Origin of the sequence: Pseudomonas sp. F(2018), assembly GCF_005508865.1 — a bacterium.
In the GTDB taxonomy this organism is placed as follows: Bacteria; Pseudomonadota; Gammaproteobacteria; order Pseudomonadales; family Pseudomonadaceae; genus Aquipseudomonas.
In genome coordinates, this window is the sequence record NZ_SCOM01000005.1 from 360,160 (window position 1) to 380,878 (window position 20,719).

At 64.5% G+C, this 20,719-nt stretch carries 22 protein-coding genes; 13 read left to right on the forward strand and 9 right to left on the reverse strand.

The features are described 5' to 3' along the window. Positions 1 to 57 precede the first annotated feature (57 nt). The 7 genes from FFS62_RS21170 (at position 58) to trpC (ending at position 6,518) form a co-directional block, all read left to right on the forward strand. Positions 58 to 885, forward strand: coding sequence for an ABC transporter permease (locus FFS62_RS21170; protein ID WP_137974831.1), 828 nt, complete (start codon positions 58 to 60; stop codon positions 883 to 885). Between the two features lie 113 nt (positions 886 to 998). Continuing rightward, positions 999 to 1,673 carry a ribulose-phosphate 3-epimerase gene (gene rpe / locus FFS62_RS21175; RefSeq protein ID WP_137974832.1) on the forward strand — a complete coding sequence of 225 codons (675 nt, stop codon included), beginning with the start codon at positions 999 to 1,001 and terminating at the stop codon, positions 1,671 to 1,673. A gap of 38 nt (positions 1,674 to 1,711) precedes the next feature. Then, on the forward strand, positions 1,712 to 2,485 hold the full coding sequence (locus tag FFS62_RS21180) for a phosphoglycolate phosphatase (RefSeq protein ID WP_137974864.1): 774 nt from the start codon (positions 1,712 to 1,714) through the stop codon (positions 2,483 to 2,485). A 73-nt stretch (positions 2,486 to 2,558) separates the two neighbouring features. Beyond that, entirely contained in the window at positions 2,559 to 4,037 is a 1,479-nt protein-coding gene (gene trpE / locus FFS62_RS21185) for an anthranilate synthase component I (RefSeq protein WP_137974833.1), read from the forward strand. An 11-nt stretch (positions 4,038 to 4,048) separates the two neighbouring features. After that, entirely contained in the window at positions 4,049 to 4,642 is a 594-nt protein-coding gene (locus FFS62_RS21190) for an aminodeoxychorismate/anthranilate synthase component II (protein WP_137974834.1), read from the forward strand. Then, the gene (gene trpD, locus FFS62_RS21195; protein ID WP_137974835.1) at positions 4,642 to 5,688 is read left to right on the forward strand and encodes an anthranilate phosphoribosyltransferase; all 1,047 of its coding nucleotides are present in this window, start codon (positions 4,642 to 4,644) and stop codon (positions 5,686 to 5,688) included. Before FFS62_RS21190 ends, trpD begins: the two co-directional genes overlap by 1 nt. Next, a complete protein-coding gene (gene trpC, locus FFS62_RS21200; RefSeq protein WP_137974836.1) occupies positions 5,685 to 6,518 on the forward strand; it encodes an indole-3-glycerol phosphate synthase TrpC in 834 nt (277 codons plus the stop codon). Before trpD ends, trpC begins: the two co-directional genes overlap by 4 nt. A gap of 168 nt (positions 6,519 to 6,686) precedes the next feature. Here trpC and crp read toward each other — a convergent pair whose 3' ends face one another. Beyond that, complete coding sequence (gene crp / locus FFS62_RS21205; RefSeq protein WP_137974837.1) at positions 6,687 to 7,331, reverse strand: cAMP-activated global transcriptional regulator CRP; 645 nt, start codon at positions 7,329 to 7,331, stop codon at positions 6,687 to 6,689. A 234-nt stretch (positions 7,332 to 7,565) separates the two neighbouring features. On the opposite strand from crp, the gene FFS62_RS21210 reads away from it, so the two are divergent. Together FFS62_RS21210 and speD are read left to right on the forward strand one after the other, a co-directional pair. Then, positions 7,566 to 7,991, forward strand: coding sequence for an OsmC family protein (locus FFS62_RS21210; protein WP_137974838.1), 426 nt, complete (start codon positions 7,566 to 7,568; stop codon positions 7,989 to 7,991). A 212-nt stretch (positions 7,992 to 8,203) separates the two neighbouring features. Next, positions 8,204 to 8,998: an adenosylmethionine decarboxylase gene (speD, locus tag FFS62_RS21215; protein ID WP_137974839.1), complete on the forward strand. Its 795-nt coding sequence runs from the start codon at positions 8,204 to 8,206 to the stop codon at positions 8,996 to 8,998. Positions 8,999 to 9,052: 54 nt separating this feature from the next. On the opposite strand, the gene coq7 is transcribed toward speD, so the two are convergent. After that, positions 9,053 to 9,700: a 2-polyprenyl-3-methyl-6-methoxy-1,4-benzoquinone monooxygenase gene (gene coq7, locus FFS62_RS21220; protein ID WP_137974840.1), complete on the reverse strand. Its 648-nt coding sequence runs from the start codon at positions 9,698 to 9,700 to the stop codon at positions 9,053 to 9,055. Between the two features lie 82 nt (positions 9,701 to 9,782). Further along, on the reverse strand, positions 9,783 to 10,121 hold the full coding sequence (locus FFS62_RS21225; RefSeq protein WP_137974841.1) for a histidine triad nucleotide-binding protein: 339 nt from the start codon (positions 10,119 to 10,121) through the stop codon (positions 9,783 to 9,785). 71 nt (positions 10,122 to 10,192) lie between these two features. Between FFS62_RS21225 and FFS62_RS21230 the strand changes: the two genes are divergently transcribed. Next, on the forward strand, positions 10,193 to 11,674 hold the full coding sequence (locus FFS62_RS21230; RefSeq protein ID WP_137974842.1) for an AAA family ATPase: 1,482 nt from the start codon (positions 10,193 to 10,195) through the stop codon (positions 11,672 to 11,674). Here the strand turns inward: FFS62_RS21230 and FFS62_RS21235 are convergent. The 4 genes from FFS62_RS21235 to hemJ all read right to left on the reverse strand — a co-directional run bounded on the left by FFS62_RS21235 (position 11,671) and on the right by hemJ (position 14,965). Beyond that, entirely contained in the window at positions 11,671 to 12,477 is an 807-nt protein-coding gene (locus tag FFS62_RS21235) for an SDR family oxidoreductase (RefSeq protein ID WP_137974843.1), read from the reverse strand. The genes FFS62_RS21230 and FFS62_RS21235 overlap by 4 nt on opposite strands. 3 nt (positions 12,478 to 12,480) lie before the next feature. Further along, on the reverse strand, positions 12,481 to 13,470 hold the full coding sequence (locus tag FFS62_RS21240; RefSeq protein ID WP_137974844.1) for a DUF805 domain-containing protein: 990 nt from the start codon (positions 13,468 to 13,470) through the stop codon (positions 12,481 to 12,483). A gap of 89 nt (positions 13,471 to 13,559) precedes the next feature. Further along, positions 13,560 to 14,522 carry a nitronate monooxygenase family protein gene (locus tag FFS62_RS21245; RefSeq protein ID WP_137974845.1) on the reverse strand — a complete coding sequence of 321 codons (963 nt, stop codon included), beginning with the start codon at positions 14,520 to 14,522 and terminating at the stop codon, positions 13,560 to 13,562. Between the two features lie 17 nt (positions 14,523 to 14,539). After that, positions 14,540 to 14,965, reverse strand: coding sequence for a protoporphyrinogen oxidase HemJ (hemJ, locus tag FFS62_RS21250; protein ID WP_137974846.1), 426 nt, complete (start codon positions 14,963 to 14,965; stop codon positions 14,540 to 14,542). A gap of 137 nt (positions 14,966 to 15,102) precedes the next feature. On the opposite strand from hemJ, the gene argC reads away from it, so the two are divergent. Then, positions 15,103 to 16,137, forward strand: a complete 1,035-nt coding sequence (argC, locus tag FFS62_RS21255) for an N-acetyl-gamma-glutamyl-phosphate reductase (RefSeq protein ID WP_137974847.1) — start codon at positions 15,103 to 15,105, stop codon at positions 16,135 to 16,137. Positions 16,138 to 16,304: 167 nt separating this feature from the next. Continuing rightward, positions 16,305 to 16,655: an iron-sulfur cluster insertion protein ErpA gene (gene erpA / locus FFS62_RS21260; RefSeq protein WP_043308183.1), complete on the forward strand. Its 351-nt coding sequence runs from the start codon at positions 16,305 to 16,307 to the stop codon at positions 16,653 to 16,655. A 61-nt stretch (positions 16,656 to 16,716) separates the two neighbouring features. Here erpA and FFS62_RS21265 read toward each other — a convergent pair whose 3' ends face one another. Beyond that, a complete protein-coding gene (locus FFS62_RS21265; protein ID WP_137974848.1) occupies positions 16,717 to 17,808 on the reverse strand; it encodes an anhydro-N-acetylmuramic acid kinase in 1,092 nt (363 codons plus the stop codon). A gap of 1 nt (position 17,809) precedes the next feature. Beyond that, positions 17,810 to 19,213, reverse strand: coding sequence for a peptidoglycan DD-metalloendopeptidase family protein (locus FFS62_RS21270; protein WP_137974849.1), 1,404 nt, complete (start codon positions 19,211 to 19,213; stop codon positions 17,810 to 17,812). Between the two features lie 181 nt (positions 19,214 to 19,394). On the opposite strand from FFS62_RS21270, the gene tyrS reads away from it, so the two are divergent. Then, positions 19,395 to 20,594 (forward strand): tyrosine--tRNA ligase, encoded by a 1,200-nt coding sequence (gene tyrS, locus FFS62_RS21275; protein WP_137974850.1) that lies wholly within the window; start codon positions 19,395 to 19,397, stop codon positions 20,592 to 20,594. The last annotated feature ends 125 nt before the right edge of the window (positions 20,595 to 20,719 follow it).

Consider the following 20,719-nt stretch of genomic DNA (forward strand, 5'->3'; position numbering starts at 1 on the left):
TGCCCGCAGAGCGGGAGAGGGGCGAAAGCCCCGCTAGAGATTGATTGGAGAATGCAGATGCTGAGCCCCTACAAGTCCCCCGTCGAGCGCGCCTGGTTCTGGACCCACCGTGGCCTGTGCGCGTTGGTGCTGCTGTTCCTGATCCTGCCGGTGCTGGTGATCATCCCGCTGTCGTTCAACTCCGGCAGCTTCCTGGTCTACCCGCTGCAGGGCTTCTCCCTGCGCTGGTACGAGTCGTTCTTCACTTCGGCCGAGTGGATGCGCTCGCTGAAGAACAGCATGATCGTGGCACCGGCCGCCACGGTGCTGGCGATGGTCTTCGGCACCCTGGCGTCGATCGGCCTGACCCGTGGCGAGTTCCGCGGCAAGGCGCTGGTGATGAGCCTGCTGATCTCGCCGATGGTCGCCCCGGTGGTCATAGTTGGTGTGGCCAGCTACCTGTTCTTCGCCCCGCTGGGCCTGGGCAACAGCTACACCTCGCTGATCCTGGTGCACGCCGTGCTCGGTGTGCCCTTCGTGATCATCACCGTGTCCGCGACGTTGCAGGGCTTCAACTACAACCTGGTGCGCGCCGCCGCCAGCCTGGGCGCCTCGCCGATCACCGCGTTCCGCCGGGTGACCCTGCCGCTGATCGCCCCCGGGGTGATCTCCGGTGCGCTGTTCGCCTTCGCCACCTCGTTCGACGAAGTGGTGGTGACCCTGTTCCTCGCCGGCCCCGAGCAGGCCACCCTGCCACGGCAGATGTTCAGCGGCATCCGCGAGAACCTGTCGCCGACCATCGCCGCCGCCGCCACCCTGCTGATCGCCTTCTCGGTGGTCATGCTGCTGACCCTGGAATGGCTGCGCGGGCGCAGTGAGAAACTGCGTACCGCCATGCCCGAGTGACGCGGCTGCAGCGCCTGCGGCGGAAGTCGCAGGCGTTCACTGACGTGTGACAACAGCCTTCGCGACCGACTCAGGCTACAATCGCGCCACCGTGATTCATGCCTGAGGTTCGCATGCAGCCCTTCGCCATCGCCCCGTCGATCCTGTCCGCCGATTTCGCCCGCCTGGGTGAGGAGGTCGACAAGGTGCTCGCCGCCGGCGCCGACATCGTCCACTTCGACGTGATGGACAACCACTACGTGCCCAACCTGACCATCGGCCCGATGGTCTGCTCGGCGCTGCGCAAGTACGGCATCACCGCACCGATCGACGCGCACCTGATGGTGTCGCCGGTCGACCGCATCATCGGCGACTTCATCGACGCCGGCGCCACCTACGTGACCTTCCACCCGGAAGCCACCCAGCACATCGACCGCTCGCTGCAGCTGATCCGCGACGGCGGCGCCAAGTCTGGCCTGGTGTTCAACCCGGCTACCTCGCTGGACTGCCTGAAGTACGTGATGGACAAGGTCGACATGATCCTGCTGATGAGCGTCAACCCCGGCTTCGGCGGGCAAAAGTTCATCCCCGCCACCCTCGACAAGCTGCGCGAGGCCCGCGCCCTGATCGACGCTTCTGGCTACGACATCCGTCTGGAGATCGACGGCGGGGTCAACGTGAAGAACATCCGCGAGATCGCCGAGGCGGGCGCCGACACCTTCGTCGCCGGCTCGGCCATCTTCAACCAGCCCGACTACAAGGCGGTGATCGACGCCATGCGTGCCGAACTGGCCCAGGTGCGCGCGTGATCCACGAGTTGTTCGAAGGGAACCTGCCGCGCCTGGTGATGTTCGATCTGGACGGCACCCTGGTGGATTCGGTGCCCGACCTGGCTGCCGCCATCGACCGCATGCTGGTGCAGCTCGGTCGCCCTGCGGCCGGCGTCGAGCGGGTGCGCGACTGGGTCGGCAACGGTGCCCGCGTGCTGGTGCGCCGCGCCCTGGCCGGTGCCATCGAGCACACCGAGATCAGCGACGCCGACACCGAGCAGGCCCTGGAGCTGTTCAACGAGGCCTACTCCGGCAGCCATGCGCTGAGCACCGTCTACCCGGGCGTCACCTCTACCCTCAAGTGGCTGAAGAAGCAGGGCGTGGAGCTGGCGCTGATCACCAACAAGCCGGAGCGCTTCGTTGCCCCGCTGCTGGACGAGATGAAGCTGGGCCGCTACTTCCGCTGGATCATCGGTGGCGACACCCTGCCGCAGCAGAAGCCCGACCCGGCGGCGCTGCTGTTCGTCATGCGCCTGGCCAACGTCGAGCCCGAGCGCGCCCTGTTCATCGGCGACTCGCGCAACGACGTGCTGGCCGCCCGCGCCGCCAGCGTGCCCTGCGTGGCCCTGAGCTACGGCTACAACCACGGCCGGCCGATCGCCGAGGAGAACCCGGCTCGGGTGCTCGACGATCTGCGCCAGCTGCTGCCCGGTTGCGCGGCCGATGACGCTGCGCTAATGTCGCCGGACTCTTCCGATTACCCGCCTCATCGAGACAGCATCGTGGTAGTTGCCAGCAAACAATGGATGAAAGTCATCAAGGCCCTGGCCCGTTGGCGCTGGCGCGCCTGATTTTCTCCTGGCCGGCTGGTTCCGGCGCGTTTGCCCAACATCCGTTTCACCTCCTCATACCACGAGGCAGAGCATGACCCGCGAAGAATTCCTGCGTTTGGCCGCCGACGGCTACAACCGCATTCCGCTTGCATTCGAAACCCTGGCCGACTTCGACACCCCGCTGTCGATCTACCTCAAGCTGGCCGACACTCCCAACTCCTACCTGCTGGAATCCGTGCAGGGCGGCGAGAAGTGGGGCCGCTACTCGATCATCGGCCTGCCGGCGCGTACTGTGCTGCGCGTGCATGGTCACCAGATCAGCGTGCGTGTCGACGGCGTCGAGGTGGAGAGCCTGGAAAGCGAAGACCCGCTGGCCTTCGTCGAGCAGTTCAAGGCGCGCTACAAGGTGCCGACCATTGCCGGTCTGCCGCGCTTCAACGGCGGCCTGGTCGGCTACTTCGGCTACGACAGCGTGCGCTACGTCGAGAAGAAGCTGGCGCAGTGCCCGAACCCCGATCCGCTGGGCACTCCGGACATCCTGTTGATGGTCTCTGACGCCGTGGTGGTGTTCGACAACCTGGCCGGCAAGATGCACGCCATCGTCCTCGCCGACCCGGCCCAGGCCGACGCCTACGAACAAGGCCAGGCCCAGCTACGTGAGCTGCTCAACAAGCTGCGCAGGCCTATCACCCCGCGCCTGGGTGTGGACCTGAGCAAGCCGGCCGGCAAGGAACCGGACTTCGTCTCCAGCTTCAAGCGTGACGACTACGAGGCCGCGGTCGGCGCGATCAAGGAATACATCCTCGCCGGCGACTGCATGCAGGTGGTGATTTCCCAGCGCATGTCGATCCCGTTCCAGGCCGCACCGATCGACCTGTACCGCGCGCTGCGCTGCATCAACCCGACGCCCTACATGTACTTCTTCAACTTCGGCGACTTCCACGTGGTGGGCAGCTCGCCGGAGGTGCTGGTGCGGGTCGAGGACAACCTGGTCACCGTACGGCCGATCGCCGGCACCCGTCCGCGCGGCGCCACCGAGGAAGCCGACATCGAGCTGGAGAAGGACCTGCTGTCCGACGCCAAGGAGATCGCCGAGCACCTGATGCTGATTGACCTCGGCCGCAACGACGTCGGCCGCGTCTCCAGCACCGGCACGGTGAAGGTCACCGAGCAGATGGTCATCGAGCGCTATTCCAACGTGATGCACATCGTCTCCAACGTCACCGGCCATCTGAAGGAAGGCCTGAGCGCGATGGACGCCCTGCGCGCCATCCTGCCGGCCGGCACCCTGTCCGGTGCGCCGAAGGTGCGGGCGATGGAGATCATCGACGAGCTGGAGCCGGTCAAGCGTGGGGTCTACGGCGGCGCCGTGGGTTATCTCGCCTGGAACGGCAACATGGACACCGCCATCGCCATCCGTACCGCGGTGATCAAGGACGGTGAGCTGCACGTGCAGGCCGGCGCCGGCATCGTCGCCGACTCGCAGCCGTCCCTGGAGTGGGAAGAAACCCTGAACAAGCGCCGCGCCATGTTCCGCGCGGTCAGCCTCGCCGAACAGTCCGTAGAGTAAGGGGCCCAACCATGCTGCTGATGATCGACAACTACGACTCCTTTACCTACAACGTGGTGCAGTACCTGGGCGAGCTGGGTGCCGATGTCCACGTGATCCGCAACGACGAGCTGAGCATTGCCGAGATCGAGGCACTGAAGCCCGAGCGCATCGTGGTCTCGCCCGGCCCGTGCACGCCGACCGAGGCTGGCGTGTCGCTGGAAGTGATCAAGCACTTCGCCGGCAAGCTGCCGATCCTCGGCGTGTGCCTGGGCCACCAGAGCATCGGCCAGGCCTTCGGCGGCGACGTGGTGCGTGCGCGCCAGGTGATGCACGGCAAGACCAGCCCGGTGTTCCACGAAGACAAGGGCGCCTTCGCCGGCCTCAACATGCCGCTCACCGTGACCCGCTACCATTCCCTGGTGGTCAAGCTGGAAACCCTGCCGGAGTGCCTGGAAGTCACCGCCTGGACCCAGCATGCGGACGGCTCGGTGGACGAGATCATGGGCCTGCGCCACAAGACCCTGAACATCGAGGGCGTGCAGTTCCACCCGGAATCCATCCTTACCGAGCAGGGTCACGAACTGTTCGCCAACTTCCTCAAACAACAAGGTGGAGTGCGCTGATGGATATCAAGGAAGCCCTCAACCGGGTGGTCAACCAGCTGGACCTGTCCACCGCCGAGATGCAGGACGTGATGCGCCTGATCATGACCGGCCAGTGCACCGACGCGCAGATCGGCGCCTTCCTCATGGGCATGCGCATGAAGAGCGAGACCATCGACGAGATCGTCGGGGCCGCCACCGTCATGCGCGAGCTGGCCGCGCCGGTGCAGATCAACGCCGAGCGCCTGGTCGACACCTGCGGCACCGGTGGCGACGGCATGAACGTGTTCAACGTCTCCACCGCCGCCGCCTTCGTGGTTGCCGCAGCCGGCGGCCGCGTGGCCAAGCACGGCAACCGTGCCGTGTCCGGCAAGAGCGGCAGCGCCGACCTGCTGGAAGCCGCCGGCGTGTACCTGAACCTCAAGCCCGAGCAGGTGGCGCGCTGTGTTGAGTCCGTGGGAGTCGGCTTCATGTTCGCCCCGGCCCATCACGGCGCCATGAAGCACGCCATCGGCCCGCGTCGCGAGCTGGGCCTGCGCACCATCTTCAACATGCTCGGCCCGATGACCAATCCGGCCGGGGTCAAGCACCAGGTGATCGGCGTGTTCAGCCAGGCCCTGTGCCGGCCCATGGCCGAAGTGCTGCAGCGCCTGGGCAGCAAGCATGTGCTGGTGGTGCACGCGCAGGATGGCCTGGACGAGATCAGCCTGGCCGCGCCGACCCATGTCGCCGAACTGAAGGACGGCGTGGTCAGCGAGTACCGCATCCAGCCCGAGGACTTCGGGATCAAGAGCCAGACCCTGATGGGCCTGACCGTGGAAGACGCCCAGGGCTCGCTGGCGCTGATCCGCGACGCCCTCGGCCGGCGCAAGACCGAACATGGCCAGAAGGCCGCCGACATGATCGTGCTGAATGCCGGTGCCGCGCTCTACGCTGCCGATCTGGCGACTAGTCTGAAGGAAGGCGTACAGCTGGCGCAGGACGCCCTGCACACCGGCCTGGCCTGGGAGAAGCTGGACGAGCTGGTGTCCTTTACCGCGGTATTTCGTGTGGAGAACGAAGGGTGAGCATTCCAACCGTGCTGGAGAAGATCCTCGCCCGCAAGGCCGAGGAAGTGGCCGAGCGCCGCGCCCGCGTCAGCTTCGCCGAGGTCGAGGCGCAGGCGCGTGGCGCCGACCCGGTGCGCGGCTTCGCCCGCGCCCTGCAGGAGCGGGTGGCGCAGAAGCAGGCCGCGGTGATCGCCGAAGTGAAGAAGGCTTCGCCGAGCAAGGGCGTGCTGCGCGAGAACTTCGTCCCGGCCGAGATCGCCAAGAGCTACGAGGCCGGCGGCGCGGCCTGCCTGTCGGTACTCACCGACATCGACTTCTTCCAGGGTGCCGACGAGTACCTGCAGCAGGCCCGCGCCGCCTGCTCGCTGCCGGTGATCCGCAAGGACTTCATGATCGACCCGTACCAGATCGTCGAGGCGCGTGCCCTGGGCGCCGACTGCGTGCTGCTGATCGTCTCGGCGCTGGATGACGTGCGCATGGCCGAGCTGGCCTCCACCGCCAAGGACGTCGGCCTCGACGTACTGGTTGAAGTGCACGACGGTGACGAGCTGGAGCGTGCGCTGAACACCCTGGACACGCCGCTGGTGGGTATCAACAACCGCAACCTGCACAGCTTCGAAGTCAGCCTAGAGACCACCCTCGACCTGCTGCCGCGCATTCCGCGCGATCGCCTGGTGATCACCGAGAGCGGCATCCTCACCCGCGCCGACGTGGAGCTGATGGAGATCAACGAGGTGTACTCGTTCCTGGTCGGCGAGGCCTTTATGCGCGCCGAGGAGCCGGGCACCGAGCTCAAACGCCTGTTCTTCGCCGGTAGCCGCGTGGTGCCGGGCGTCGACCCGGACTGATCTGGCCTGCATAAAAAAGCCCGCCGATTGGCGGGCTTTTTCATTTGTCGAGACTGGCGAGCTAGAGCGAGGCTAGGAGCAAGCTGCTGAGGGAGCGGAGTTTACATGCAGTAAATGAGCATCCCGAAGCAGCTTGCGACAACGACTCGCCGACGCGCAGCAGCCCGATCAGCGGGTGCCGAACACCACCATGGTCTTGCCTTTCACATGCACCAGGCCCTGTTCCTCCAGGGACTTGAGCACGCGGCCGACCATCTCGCGGGAGCAGCCGACGATGCGGCCGATTTCCTGACGGGTGATCTTGATCTGCATGCCGTCCGGATGCGTCATGGCGTCCGGCTGCTTGCACAGGTCGAGCAGGGTGCGGGCCACGCGGCCGGTGACATCGAGGAAGGCCAGGTCGCCTACCTTGCGCGTGGTGTTGCGCAGGCGGTCGGCCATCTGGCTGCCCAGGGCGTAGAGAATCTCCGGGTCCTGTTGGGTCAGCTCGCGGAACTTGGCGTAGCTCAGCTCCGCCACCTCGCACTCGGTCTTGGCGCGGACCCAGGCGCTGCGTTCTTTCTCGGTGCCTTCCTTCTCGAACAGCCCCATCTCGCCGAAGAAGTCGCCGGGGTTGAGGTAGGCGATGATCATCTCGCGGCCGTCGTCATCCTCGATGAGAATGGTGACCGAACCTTTGATGATGAAGAACAGGGTTTCGCAACGATCCCCCGCATAGATGATGGTGCTCTTTGCCGTATAGCGACGGCGGTGACAGTGCGCGAGCAGCTTGTCGATGTTCTTGATCTTTGGTGTAAGGGTAATAGCTACCATGCCCGAGTCCCGAAATTTGAGTAAGCCTTTGTCCAGCAGGCGAATTTCTTATTAGTTATCCGAACAAGTGTGCCAGTTATCCGTCGCCAGCTTAACAGACACGCAGGGGCCAGCAACGCGAATTTGCGACGCAGTCATCACTGGTAATGGCCCATTGCCCGTAAATGCGACGGCCGGGTGAAATAAGACGCTGTGATAAGCTACGCGCCTTTTTCGGGCAGTGGAGTCCAGGCGATGAAAGCGCGCATTCAATGGGCCGGCGAGGCCATGTTCCTCGGCGAATCCGGCAGCGGCCATGTAGTGGTGATGGACGGCCCGCCCGAGGCCGGCGGTCGCAACCTCGGTGTGCGTCCCATGGAGATGGTGCTGATCGGCCTGGGCGGCTGCAGCAACTTCGACGTGGTCAGCATCCTGAAGAAGGCGCGCCAGCCGGTGGAGAGCTGCGAGGCCTTCCTCGAGGCCGAACGCGCGGGCGAGGATCCCAAGGTGTTCACCAAGATCCACCTGCACTTCGTGGTCAAGGGCCGCGGCCTGAAGGAGTCGCAGGTCAAGCGTGCGGTGGAGCTATCGGCGGAGAAGTACTGCTCGGCCTCGATCATGCTCGGCCGCGCCGGCGTGGAAATCACCCACGACTACGAGATAGTCGAGCTCGGCGCCTGACGGTCATCCGGCCATCATAAAGCGGGCGCAGACTCTGGCCGCCACGGCCGTCGATCTGCATAATGCGCGGCCCTTTTCGGGGCCTGCGCCCCAACCAAAACCAATCGCCATCGCGAAGAGGTGTTAACCGTCCTACGCAGCTGAGCCATTCGCAGCTGACGGGCATGCTCGATCACGCGGCAGAGCCGCACCAACCAAGAGAATCTCCAACGGTGAAAAGCAAACTCAAGCTCCACGGGTTCAACAACCTGACGAAGACCTTGAGCTTCAACATCTATGACATCTGCTACGCGGAAACGCCGGAAGACCAGCAGGCTTACGTCCAGTACATCAACACCGAGTACGACGCCGAGCGGCTGACGCAGATCCTCACCGATGTTGTCGACATCATCGGCGCCAATATCCTGAACATCGCCCGTCAGGACTACGACCCGCAAGGCGCCAGCGTGACCATCCTGATCTCCGAGCAACCGGTGGAACCCACCGCCAGCCAGATCGAGGAATCCCCGGGGCCGCTGCCGGATACCATCCTGGCGCACCTGGACAAGAGTCACATCACCGTGCACACCTACCCGGAGATCCATCCGGTCGAGGGCATCGCGACCTTCCGAGTGGACATCGACGTGTCGACCTGCGGCGTGATCTCGCCGCTGAAGGCGCTCAACTACCTGATCCACCAGTTCGACTCGGACATCGTCACCGTCGACTACCGCGTGCGCGGCTTCACCCGCGACGTGGAAGGCAAGAAGCACTTCATCGACCACGAGATCAACTCGATCCAGAACTACCTCTCCGAGGATACCCAGGACGCGTACCAGATGACGGACGTGAACGTGTACCAGGAGAACCTGTTCCACACCAAGATGCTGCTCAAGAACTTCGAGCTGGACAACTACCTGTTCGGCGACGCCACCCGCAACCTGACCGCCGAGCAGCGCCAGCAGGTGGAAGAGCGGGTGCGTCACGAGATGCTGGAGATCTTCTACGCGCGCAATATGCCGCGCTGATTCTCCCGCAACGAAAAAGGGCGCCGATCGGCGCCCTTTTTCATGTCTACCGCTTTATATCCTGTACGTGCTCTTGGTCATCACTTTCGACAGCAGGCTCATGCCGAACTTCACCGGCGCCGGGAAGCGCAGGCCGCCGGCGTCGATGGCGCTGGTGGCGTGCTGTTCCTCGTCATCGCGCATCTGCTCGAGGATGGCGCGGGTCTTGGCATCGTCCTGCGGGATCTGCTCCAGGTGCTCGTCGAGGTGCTTGACCACCTGATCCTCGGTGGCGGCGACGAAGCCCAAGCTGACCCGGTCGCTGATCAGTCCGGCAACCGCGCCAACGCCAAAGGACAGGCCATAAAACAGAGGGTTGAGCACGCTCGGGTGGCTGCCCAGTTCGCGGATGCGCTGCTCGCACCAGGCCAGGTGGTCGACTTCCTCGTCGGCGGCATGCTCCATGGCCTTGCGCACTTCCGGCAGCTTGGCGGTCAGTGCCTGGCCCTGGTACAGCGCCTGGGCGCACACCTCGCCGGTGTGGTTGATGCGCATCAGCCCGGCGACGTGGCGAGCGTCTTCGTCGCTCAGATCGGACTCGTTCTGCAGGATGGCCGGCGACGGCCGCGCCGGTGCACCGCTGAACGGCAGCAGGGTGCGCATGGCGGCATCGGCCTGGATCAACAGACGGTCGACGGGGGAAAACTGGCGTTCGTTGCTCATGGCCATCTCCACGGAAAGCATGCCGGCAGTTTACCTGAAGGTCTGGACAGATTTTTGACCGGCGACAATGGGTCGCTGCCGCTCAGCCTGGTGGCCAGTGCATCTGCCGCTGGCCGAGCACGTGCATATGGATGTGGTGCACGGTCTGGCCGCCCAGGTCGTTGCAGTTCATCACCACGCGGAAGCCTTCGGCGCAGCCCTGTTCGGCGGCCAGGCGCTGGGCGGTATAGAGGATATGCCCGGCTAGCGGACGGTCCGCCTCGCTCAGCTCGTTGAGGGTGGCGATATGGCGCTTGGGGATCACCAGGAAATGCACCGGCGCCTGCGGGCCTATGTCGTGGAAGGCCAGTACCTGGTCGTCCTCGTAGAGCTTGCGGGCGGGAATGGTGCCGTCGATTATCTTGCAGAACAGGCAGTCCACGCGCTTTCCTCCGGCGGCTTTGGGTATCCTGCGAGTTTAATAGTGTCGGCAGACAGCACAAGGAGTGCGTGTTGAAGAACGATGTCCACGATCTGGGCCTGGTCCTGGAGTCCCGCGTCAAACTGGTGGTGATCGAGTCCTGGGACGAGCCGCGGGTGCTGGAGACCCTCACCTCGCTGGCGATCAAGCGCGGCCTCGGCATTTACACCTGGGCGGTGACCGAGGGCCTGCAGCGCCTGGCCTTCGGCGGCGAGCCGGTGGGTGAGCTGGACAGCCGCGAGCCGGAGCAGGCGCTGCGCCTGATCAAGGCCGATCCGACGCCGAACATCTATGTGCTGTGCGACCTGCACCCGTTCCTGGTCGACAATCCCAAGCTGGTGCGTCTGCTCAAGGAGATCGCCATGAGCGAGGCGCCGCACAAGCCGACCCTGGTGCTGGTCTCGCACGCGCTCAAGCTGCCGGCCGAGGTGCAGCGCTATGCCGCGCGCTTCAGCCTGGCGCTGCCGACCGAGGAAGAGCTGCTGGCCCTGGTGCGTGAAGAGGCCACGCGCTGGAGCGAACGCAACCGTGGCGCGCGTGTACGCAGCGACAACCGCACCCTGCAGCAGGTGGTGAAGAACCTGCGCGGCATGAGCCACGCCGAGGCGCGGGCGCTGGCGCGCAACGTGATCTGCGATGACGGTGCCATTACCCAGGAAGACCTGCCGGAGCTCAACAAGGCCAAGTTCCAGCTCCTCGATCTGGAAGGCGTGCTCAGCTTCGAGTACGACACCGCGCGCTTCGCCGAGGTCGGTGGGCTGAACAACCTCAAGCGCTGGCTGGGTGAGCGCCAGGATATTTTCCTCAACGGCAAGGGCGCCGATATCCCGCGCGGCATGTTGCTGGTGGGCGTGCAGGGCGGTGGCAAGAGCCTGGCGGCCAAGGCGGTGGCCGGTCTCTGGGGCCTGCCGTTGCTGCGCCTGGACTTCGCCGCCCTGTACAACAAGTTTTTCGGCGAGACTGAGCGCAACCTGCGCGAGGCGCTCAAGCTGGCCGGGCAGATGGCGCCCTGCGTGTTGTGGATGGACGAGATCGAGAAAGGCCTGGCCACCGGTAGCAACGACGACGGCGTCAGCCAGCGCGTGCTCGGCACCCTGCTGACCTGGATGGCCGAGCGCAAGTCGCCGGTGTTCATGGTCGCCACCGCCAACGCCATCGACCGCCTGCCGCCGGAACTGGTGCGCAAGGGGCGCTTCGACGAGCTGTTCTTCGTCGACCTGCCGAGCGCCGAGGTACGCGCGGAGATCTTCGCCATCCATCTGCGCCGCCGTGAGCTGCTGCCGGAGCAGTTCGATCTGCAGGCACTGGCGCAGGCCAGCGAAGGGTTCGCCGGTGCGGAGATCGAGCAGGTGGTGGTCAGCGCCCTGTATGCCGCCCAGGCCCGCCAGCAGTCGGTGGATCAGGCGCTGTTGCTGAGCAACATTCAGGGGACGGCGCCACTGTCGGTGGTCATGGCCGAGCGCCTGACGGAGCTGCGGGCCTGGGCCGACGGGCGCACGGTGAGCGCCGACTAGGGTTGCTCGGCGCGAGTGCGTGGCAGCAGCGGGCGCACCATCTTCATCGCCACGTGGCGCACCAGCGCCCGCGGCGTCAGGCGCAGCAGTTGCGGCACCAGGCGATGGCGCCAGCCGGGGATGATGATGGCGCTGTTGCGGTCCAGGCCGCGCAAGGCGACCAGGGCGATCTCCTCGGGGCTGGCCAGTTGCTGCTGGCGCTCCAGTCCACCGCTGTACAATTCGGCGCGACGGAAGAAGGCGGTGGCCACCGGACCTGGGCAGAGCACCGAGACTTTTACCCCGAACGGCGCCAGCTCGCTGCGTAGCGCCTCGGAGAAGTGCAGCACATAAGCCTTGCTGGCGAAGTAGCTGCTCATCAGCGGGCCCGGTTGGAAAGCGGCCAGGGAGGCCACGTTGAGAATCTGCCCGGCACCGCGCCGCTTCATCTCCAGGCCCAGGGCATGGCACAGCCGGCTGAGTGCCAGGATATTGAGCTCGATCAGCTCCTGCTCGCGTCCCCAGTCCTGCTCGACGAACAGGCCGGCGCTGCCGATACCGGCATTGTTCACCAGCAGGTCGATGTGCCGCTCGCCTTGCTCCAGCTCCTGAATCAGGCCGGTGAGCTGCAGCGGCTCGGTCAGGTCGCAGACGCGAAACAGGGCCTCGATACCGAAGCGCTGGCTGAGCTCGCATGCGATGCTTTCCAACGCGTCACGCTGGCGCGCCACCAGGATCAGGTTACGCCCACGCCGGGCCAGAGCCTCGGCCAGGGCCAGGCCGAGGCCGCTGGAGGCGCCGGTAATCAGGGCGTAACCGCTCAAGGTCTACTCCTCGCCTTCCGGGGCGTACTGCAGCTGTTGTTCTTGCTGAGCCTGCTCGGCACGGTCGACATATTCCTGATAGGCCGGGATCGAGATGGCCGCGAGAATGCCCAGTATCGGTACCAGCAGCAGCGACCAGGCCAGGGCGATCACGCCGCCGCTGTTTGGCGGTGGCGGTGGGCCATAGCGGTTGGCACCTTGGGTGCCCGGGATGACCAGCATCAGCAGGGCAAACACGCTGCCCACCACCGGTACGAAGTTGAGCAGCCAGAGCCAGCCGGACCAGCCGATATCGTGCAAGCGCTGCACGCCGATCATCACGCTGACCACCACGCCGCCTATCACCAGCGGAATCATCAGGATGCCACCGACTATGGGCGAAACGGCCATAGCGCCGGCTGCAATGCCGTAGCCCAGCAGGGCGATCAGCATCAATGCCATCGACCAGCCAAGGTAGCGCACGCGGCCGATCCGGCCATTCACCGTAAATACTTTCAGCTCGCCATACTCCGGCATCGCTTCGCCGACTTCAGATTTCGGTGTGCTATAGGGCGAGGCGCTTTCCATTGCAGCAGGCGCCGGAGTTACCGGCAGCGTTGCCTGGCGGGCCAGGTACTTCTCGACGATGATGCCGCAGGCCGAGCACTCGGTGGCCTTGGCCTGCTCATGGCCGCATTTCGGGCAGCTCATGGTTTCGCTGCTGATGGCAGGCTCTGGCTCCCTGTGGTCATCGGTATCGACCAGGCTGAGGCCCGCGGCCAGATCCGTTTCCTTGCGCACCAGTGCTCCAGCCTGGCGCAGCGCGGCCAAGTACTTGTCCGCCTCCGCCTCCGCCAGGTCACGCTTGAGTGCTACCGGCGAGCCGCTGAACAGGGCGTCGATCTTGCTCTGGTCGCTCTTGAACAGGCGGGCCAGGTTGTCTTTCACCGTGTCGAGTGTCATCTCCGGCATCAGCTGGCCGTCGAAGACGATCTTGTAGCGAGTATCCGTCATGCGTGCATCCCTGTTACGTCATTGAGAAGTGGCTAGAGCCTAGGGGCTTTGCCGGGCGCGAACAAGCGACCTGCTGCGCAGTTTTCTGCTCAGCGCGGCCAGCGTTGCGTCAGTTGCCCGGCCTGGCCCTGGGCAGCACGGTATTCGGCATCCAGGCGGGCGATCAGCTCGGCTACCGTCGGCAGGTCGTCGATGCCGCCGACGCCCTGACCAGCCGACCAGACGGTCTTCCAGGCCTTGGCTTCGTCGTTGATCGGCTTGAGCTTCTCGCCGTAGTTGATGTCGCCCTTGTTCTGCAGGCGCTGCAGGTCGTAGCCGGCCTTTTCCAGGCTCTGGCGCATGAAACTGGCCGGCACACCGGACACCGCCGGGGTGTGCACGATATCGGCAGCGCGGGCGTCGAGGATCATCTGCTTGTAGTCGCCGTCGGCATTGCTCTCGCGGGTAGCGATGAAACGCGTGCCCATGTAGGCCAGATCGGCGCCCAGCAACTGGGCGGCGAGAATCTCGTGGCCGTGGTTGAGGCAGCCGGAGAGCAGCAGGGTCTTGTCGAAGAACTGGCGGATCTCGGCGATCAGGGCGAACGGGCTCCAGGTGCCGGCATGGCCACCGGCGCCGGCGGCCACCGCGATCAAGCCATCCACGCCGGCCTCGGCGGCCTTTTCCGCGTGGCGGCGGGTAGTCACGTCATGGAACACCAGGCCGCCATAGCTGTGCACGGCGTCGACCACTTCCTTCACCGCGCCGAGGCTGGTGATCACCACCGGCACCTTGTGCTCCACGCAGATGGCCAGGTCCGCCTGCAGACGCGGGTTGCTGCCGTGCACGATCAGGTTGACCGCATAGGGTGCCGAGTCCGGCTTCAATCCTGCTTCGATCTCTTCCAGCCACGCCTTGAAGCCGGCGCTCTCGCGCTGGTTCAGGGCCGGGAAGCTGCCGACCACGCCGCTGTGACAGGTGGCCAGCACCAGGGGTGGGGTGGACACCAGGAACATCGGAGCGGCCACCACCGGCAGGCGCAGGCGTTGATCGAGCAGGGCGGGCAGTGACATGGGCGTTCCTCTTGTTCTCAGAAGGGTTTGACCACCACCAGAATCACGATCGCCAGCAGGAACAGCACCGGCACCTCGTTGAACCAGCGGTAGAACATATGGCCGCGAACGTTCTCGCCGCGGGCGAAGCGCTTGAGTTGCGCACCACAGACATGGTGATAAGCGACCAACAGTACCACCAGCAGCAGCTTGGCGTGCAGCCAGCCCTGCTGCAGCCAGGCCGGGCTGAGGTAGAGCAGCCAGCCGCCGAAGACCAGGGTGGCGATCATCGAGGGGTTCATGATGCCGCGGTACAGCTTGCGCTCCATCACGCAGAAGCGCTCCTGGCTGGGCACGTCGTCGGCCGAGGCGTGGTAGACGAACAGGCGCGGCAGGTAGAACAGCCCGGCAAACCAGCAGACCATGGCGATGATGTGGAGGGCCTTGACCCAGAGATAGAGCATTAGCGACTTCCAGCGGGATATTTGTCGCCGATAGTAGAGAAAGCCGTGGTCGCGCGTCACCCTTGAGGTTGGCCGCCGGGGCCATGGGCTTTATCATCGGCAGCCTTTCTTATCGGTCTCTCTGCGGGGGTTATGCAATGGTCAAGGTCGGAATCGTCGGCGGCACGGGTTACACCGGAGTGGAGCTGCTGCGTCTGCTGGCCCAGCATCCGCAGGCCGAAGTGGCGGTGATCACCTCGCGTTCCGAGGCCGGGGTCAAGGTTGCCGACATGTACCCCAACCTGCGCGGCCACTACGATAATCTGGCCTTCAGCGTGCCGGACGTGGCCACCCTCGGTGCCTGCGACGTGGTGTTCTTCGCCACCCCGCACGGCGTGGCCCATGCCCTGGCCGGCGAGCTGCTGGCCGCCGGCACCAAGGTGATCGACCTGTCCGCCGACTTCCGTCTGCAGGACGCCGAGGAGTGGGCCAAGTGGTACGGCCAGCCGCACGGCGCGCCGGAGCTGCTGCCGGAAGCGGTCTACGGCTTGCCGGAAGTGAATCGCGAGGCCATCAAGGGCGCGCGCCTGATCGCCGTGCCCGGCTGCTACCCGACCGCCACCCAGCTCGGCCTGCTTCCGCTGCTGGAGGCCGGCCTGGCCGATAACAGCCGCCTGATCGCCAACTGTGCCTCCGGCGTCAGCGGCGCCGGTCGCGGTGCCAAGGTCGGCTCGCTGCTGTGCGAGGCCAGCGAGAGCATGATGGCCTACTCGGTCAAGGGCCACCGTCACCTGCCGGAGATCAGTCAGGGCCTGCGTCGCGCCGCCAACGGCCCGGTCGGCCTGACCTTCGTGCCGCACCTGGCGCCGATGATCCGTGGCATCCATGCCACCCTGTACGCCACCGTCGCCGATCGCGGCGTCGACCTGCAGGCGCTGTTCGAGAAGCGCTACGCCAACGAACCTTTCGTCGACGTGATGCCTGCGGGCAGCCATCCGGAGACCCGCAGCGTGCGTGGTGCCAATGTTTGCCGCATCGCTGTGCACCGTCCGCAGGGCGGCGAGCTGGTGGTGGTGCTGTCGGCCATCGACAACCTGGTCAAGGGCGCGTCCGGCCAGGCGGTGCAGAACCTGAACATCCTCTTCGGCCTGGACGAGCGCCTGGGCCTGTCCCACGCCGCGTTGCTGCCCTGATCGAGGTTGCGCCTGCGACGACTTGAATTCGTCGCAGGCGCGCCAATCTAAGAAGCAGGAGCTTCGCTCCTGTCATCGCGCAATAATTGACCAATTTGCTCGGGTAAGCGGATAATCGCCGCCCGTGCAGTACGTAACATGGCGCCTGGCGCCGGGAGAGCAGCAAGATGAGCGTCGAGACCTTCACTCCAACCCCCCTGATTTTCACCCAGGGCGCGGCGAACAAGGTGAAGAGCCTGGTCGATGAAGAGGGCAATCCGCGCCTGAAGCTGCGTGTGTTCGTCACCGGCGGTGGTTGCTCGGGTTTCCAGTACGGCTTTACCTTCGATGAGGATGTGGCCGATGACGACACCATCGTCGAGCGCGAGGGTGTCAGCCTGGTGGTCGACCCGATGAGCTTCCAGTACCTGGCCGGCGCCGAGGTGGATTATCAGGAAGGCCTGGAAGGTTCGCGCTTCGTGATCAACAACCCGAATGCTTCCACCACCTGCGGCTGCGGTTCGTCCTTCTCGATCTGAGCCATTCGCATGAAAAAAGCCGCGCATCTGCGCGGCTTTTTCGTTTATGGAACTGGCCTGATCAGGCCGGGTAGATCGCCCCGAGCACTCGTGGTCCCTTCGCTCCACTGACGCTGGGGCGGTTGGCCGGGATGCGCTCCAGGCAGCAGTGCGCCAGCCAGGCGAAGGCCATGGCCTCGACCCAGTCCGGAGGCACGCCGCGCTCGGCGGTGCTGGCTACCTCGCAGCTCGGCAACAGTTCCTGTAGGCGCTGCATCAATGCAGCGTTGTGTGCGCCGCCGCCGCACACCAGCAACTCGGCGGTGTCCTGCTGAGCCTGCTGCAGCGAGTCGACGATGCTGCGTGCGGTGAGCTCCAGCAGGGTGCGCTGAATATCGGCGGGCGACGCTGCGGGGAACTCGGCCAGGTGGTTTTCCAGCCAGGGCAGATTGAACAGCTCGCGCCCGGTGCTCTTCGGGCCGCGCGTGGCGAAATAGGGGTCGCTCAGCAGCGCTTGCAGCAGCGCCGCATTGGGCTGGCCACTGGCCGCCCAGGCGCCGTCGCGATCAAACGCATCGCCACGCACCTTGCCGATCCAGGCATCCAGCAGCACGTTGCCCGGTCCGCAGTCGAAACCGCGCACGGCCTGGCCCGGCTCGATCAGGCTGAGATTGCTGAAGCCGCCGACATTGAGCACGGCCTTGGGTTGCTCGTCACTGTCGAACAGCGCTTCGTGGAAGGCCGGAACCAGCGGCGCCCCCTGGCCGCCTGCGGCCACGTCGCGACGGCGGAAGTCGGCGACTATGTCGATGCCGGTCAGCTCGGCCAGCAGGGCCGGATTGCCGATCTGCACGGTAAAGCCGCGGGCGGGTTCGTGGCGCACCGTCTGGCCATGACTGCCGATGGCGCGGATATCGCTCGCGCTCAGCCCTTCGCGTTGCAACAGCGCATTGATGCCGGCGGCCGCCAGCTCTACCCAGCACTGCTCGGCAATGGCGGAGCGTGCCAGCTCGTCCGGGCCCGAGGTGCATAGTCCCAGCAGCTCGGCGCGCAAGGCGTCGGGCATGGGGATGTAGTGATGGGCGAGGAGCGTGGGGCGGGTATCTTGCTGGATCAGGGCGATGTCCAGTCCGTCGAGGCTGGTGCCGGACATTACCCCCAGGTAGCGCGGCATATCAGGGCTGCTTGTTGGCGGCCAGCATGGTGGCCTTTTCCTGGTCCATGCGCGCCATCAGCGGCTTGCTCAGCTGCAGGAAGCGCTGCTTCTCGTTGCGAGCGATGGGGTCGGCCATCGGCAGTTTCTGGCTGAGCGGATCGACATGACGACCGTTGACCTGGAACTCATAGTGCAGGTGCGGTCCGGTCGACAGGCCGGTGGTACCGATGTAGCCGATGATCTGCCCCTGCTTGACGGTACTGCCGGTGCGCACGCCCTTGGCGAAGCCTTGCATATGCCCGTACAGGGTGCGGTAGCTGTTGCCATGCTGGATGACCACGGCATTGCCGTAGCCGCCCTTGCGTCCGGCCAGCAGCACGCGGCCATCGCCGGCGGCCTTGATCGGCGTGCCGCGAGGTGCAGCGTAATCGACGCCCTTGTGCGCGCGGATCTTGTTCAGGATCGGGTGGCGACGGCCCATGGAGAATTTCGAGCTGATGCGGGCGAAATCCACCGGGGTACGGATGAACGCCTTGCGCATGCTCATGCCGTCGGCGTTGTAGTAGCTGGTCACGCCCTGCTTGCTGGTGTAGCGCACGGCGGTGTAGGTCTTGCCGCGGTTGGTGAAGCGTGCGGAGAGGATGTTGCCGTTGCCGACCTGCTTGTTGTTGACCACGTGCTCTTCGTAGATCAGCTCGAATTCGTCGCCTTCGCGGATGTCCTGGGCGAAGTCGATGTCGTAGCCGAAGACGTTGGCCAGGTCCATGGTCAGGCTGTGCGACAGCCCGGCACGCTTGGCGGAGAGGAACAGCGAGCTGTTGATCACACCATGGGCATACGAGGTGCGCACATCCGGCTTGACCAGTTCGCGCTTGAAGGAGAAGCCCTTGTCGCTGCGCGTCAGGGAGATGCTCTCCAGGTCGTTCAGCTTGCTGCCCATGCGCTCCAGCTTGCCGTCAGGCGTGAGCTTGAAGTCCAGCACCTGACCCACGTGCAGACGGCTGAAGCGCTTGGCGTCCTTGCTGCTGCCAATGGCTTCGTGCAGGGCATTGGCATCCAGGCCGACGCGAGAAAATACGGTTGACAGCGTATCGCCGTTGGCGACGGTGACGCTCTTCTGCAGCGGATCGGTGGGTTGGGTGAGCTGTGCTTCTTCGTTCTTCTTATTCGCGTCTGCTTTGGCGCTGTTCTTGTTATCGGCGAAAGGCGATTCCGCGGCGGCTTGATCGGGTCGGAGATCATCCTTCTCTTGCACGATCTGCTCGGAGCCGTTGTCCAGCTCCAGGCTCAGGTAGGTCTTCTTGGCTTCGACTTCGCGCGACGGGAACACCAGCAAGGCCAGGCTCAGCAGCGCCGCAATACCGCTGGCTGCCAGCAAGTGGCTCCGCGGATAGGACGTGGCTTTGGGTACAGAATGCGTCATGGCTCAGGGTGTTTCTTGGAAGAGTGCATTAACTGTCTAAAATATAATCAAATTTCACTATAGGCAACCCTGCAGGCCATGCATCGGCCCAGCGGCACACCCCTGGCGTAGAGCTTGTAATTGGTCAGTGATCTTGTATGGTTGGTTCCCTTTTTGGTTTGCGGGTAGCACGGGTCCTGTCATGAAGTCGGTTGAAGAGCAGCTGGCGCTGATCAAGCGCGGTGCAGAAGAAGTTCTGGTCGAGTCCGAACTGGTCGAGAAGCTCAAGCGTGGCGAGCCGCTGCGGATCAAGGCCGGTTTCGATCCGACCGCGCCCGATCTGCATCTGGGGCACACCGTGCTTATTAATAAGCTGCGCCAGTTCCAGGATCTGGGGCACCAGGTGGTCTTCCTTATAGGTGACTTCACCGGAATGATCGGCGACCCCAGTGGCAAGAGCGCGACTCGCCCACCGCTGACCCGCGAGCAGGTGCTGGATAACGCCGAGACCTACAAGAACCAGGCATTCAAGATCCTCGATCCGGCCAAGACCGAGGTGGCGTTCAACTCCACCTGGATGGACAAGCTCACTCCGGCCGACTTCATTCGCCTGGCTTCGCAGTACACCGTGGCGCGCATGCTCGAGCGTGACGACTTCCAGAAGCGCTACGAAGGCAATCAGCCGATCGCCATCCACGAATTCCTCTATCCGCTGGTGCAAGGCTACGACTCGGTGGCGCTGCGTGCAGATGTCGAGCTCGGTGGCACCGATCAGAAGTTCAACCTGTTGATGGGGCGCGAGTTGCAGCGTTCCTACGGTCAGCCGTCCCAGTGCATCGTCACCATGCCGCTGCTCGAGGGGCTGGATGGCGTGAAGAAGATGTCCAAATCGCTGGGCAACTATATAGGTATCCAGGAAGCGCCTGGAGTCATGTACAGCAAGCTGGTGTCGATGCCTGACTCGCTGATGTGGCGGTACTTCGAGCTGCTGAGCTTCCGCTCCATGGAAGAGATCGAGCAGTTCAAGGTCGATGTGGCCAATGGCGCCAATCCGCGTGACATCAAGATCAAGCTGGCCGAAGAGATAGTGGCTCGCTTCCATGGTGAAGAGGCTGCCGCCAGTGCGCACCGTTCTGCGGGCAATCGCCTGAAGGATGGCGAGCTGCCGGACGACCTGCCGGAAGTCGAGCTGCTCTCTATAGAAGAGATGCCGATCTCCTCCGCCCTTAATAAGGCAGGCCTGGTGAAGAATGCCGCCGCCGCTCGCGACCTGTTGAATGCTGGCAGCGTGAAGGTGGATGGCGAGGTGGTTGATCGCAGCTTCATGTTCAAACTGGGCTCCAGTCATGTGTGTCAGGCCGGCAAGAAGGCCTTCGCGCGCATCTCTTTGAAGGCAGAGTGAAAATCTTTGCATAAAGGAGTTGACGGTTAGATTTGGTCCCCTATAATGCGCACCACTTCCGGCGCAGTTCTCTCGGAAAACTCCTTGAAATTCAAAGAGTTGGATGAAAAAAAGAGATTGACCGG

What these genes read in the sequence shown, in the direction of transcription:
- FFS62_RS21170 (WP_137974831.1), top strand. Translation starts at nt 58, where the DNA reads ATGCTGAGCCCCTACAAGTCCCCCGTCGAGCGCGCCTGGTTCTGGACC.
- rpe (WP_137974832.1), top strand. Translation starts at nt 999, where the DNA reads ATGCAGCCCTTCGCCATCGCCCCGTCGATCCTGTCCGCCGATTTCGCC.
- FFS62_RS21180 (WP_137974864.1), top strand. Translation starts at nt 1,712, where the DNA reads ATGTTCGATCTGGACGGCACCCTGGTGGATTCGGTGCCCGACCTGGCT.
- trpE (WP_137974833.1), top strand. Translation starts at nt 2,559, where the DNA reads ATGACCCGCGAAGAATTCCTGCGTTTGGCCGCCGACGGCTACAACCGC.
- FFS62_RS21190 (WP_137974834.1), top strand. Translation starts at nt 4,049, where the DNA reads ATGCTGCTGATGATCGACAACTACGACTCCTTTACCTACAACGTGGTG.
- trpD (WP_137974835.1), top strand. Translation starts at nt 4,642, where the DNA reads ATGGATATCAAGGAAGCCCTCAACCGGGTGGTCAACCAGCTGGACCTG.
- crp (WP_137974837.1), bottom strand. Translation starts at nt 7,331, where the DNA reads ATGGTAGCTATTACCCTTACACCAAAGATCAAGAACATCGACAAGCTG.
- FFS62_RS21210 (WP_137974838.1), top strand. Translation starts at nt 7,566, where the DNA reads ATGAAAGCGCGCATTCAATGGGCCGGCGAGGCCATGTTCCTCGGCGAA.
- coq7 (WP_137974840.1), bottom strand. Translation starts at nt 9,700, where the DNA reads ATGAGCAACGAACGCCAGTTTTCCCCCGTCGACCGTCTGTTGATCCAG.
- FFS62_RS21240 (WP_137974844.1), bottom strand. Translation starts at nt 13,470, where the DNA reads ATGACGGATACTCGCTACAAGATCGTCTTCGACGGCCAGCTGATGCCG.
- FFS62_RS21245 (WP_137974845.1), bottom strand. Translation starts at nt 14,522, where the DNA reads ATGTCACTGCCCGCCCTGCTCGATCAACGCCTGCGCCTGCCGGTGGTG.
- hemJ (WP_137974846.1), bottom strand. Translation starts at nt 14,965, where the DNA reads ATGCTCTATCTCTGGGTCAAGGCCCTCCACATCATCGCCATGGTCTGC.
- argC (WP_137974847.1), top strand. Translation starts at nt 15,103, where the DNA reads ATGGTCAAGGTCGGAATCGTCGGCGGCACGGGTTACACCGGAGTGGAG.
- erpA (WP_043308183.1), top strand. Translation starts at nt 16,305, where the DNA reads ATGAGCGTCGAGACCTTCACTCCAACCCCCCTGATTTTCACCCAGGGC.
- FFS62_RS21265 (WP_137974848.1), bottom strand. Translation starts at nt 17,808, where the DNA reads ATGCCGCGCTACCTGGGGGTAATGTCCGGCACCAGCCTCGACGGACTG.
- FFS62_RS21270 (WP_137974849.1), bottom strand. Translation starts at nt 19,213, where the DNA reads ATGACGCATTCTGTACCCAAAGCCACGTCCTATCCGCGGAGCCACTTG.
- tyrS (WP_137974850.1), top strand. Translation starts at nt 19,395, where the DNA reads ATGAAGTCGGTTGAAGAGCAGCTGGCGCTGATCAAGCGCGGTGCAGAA.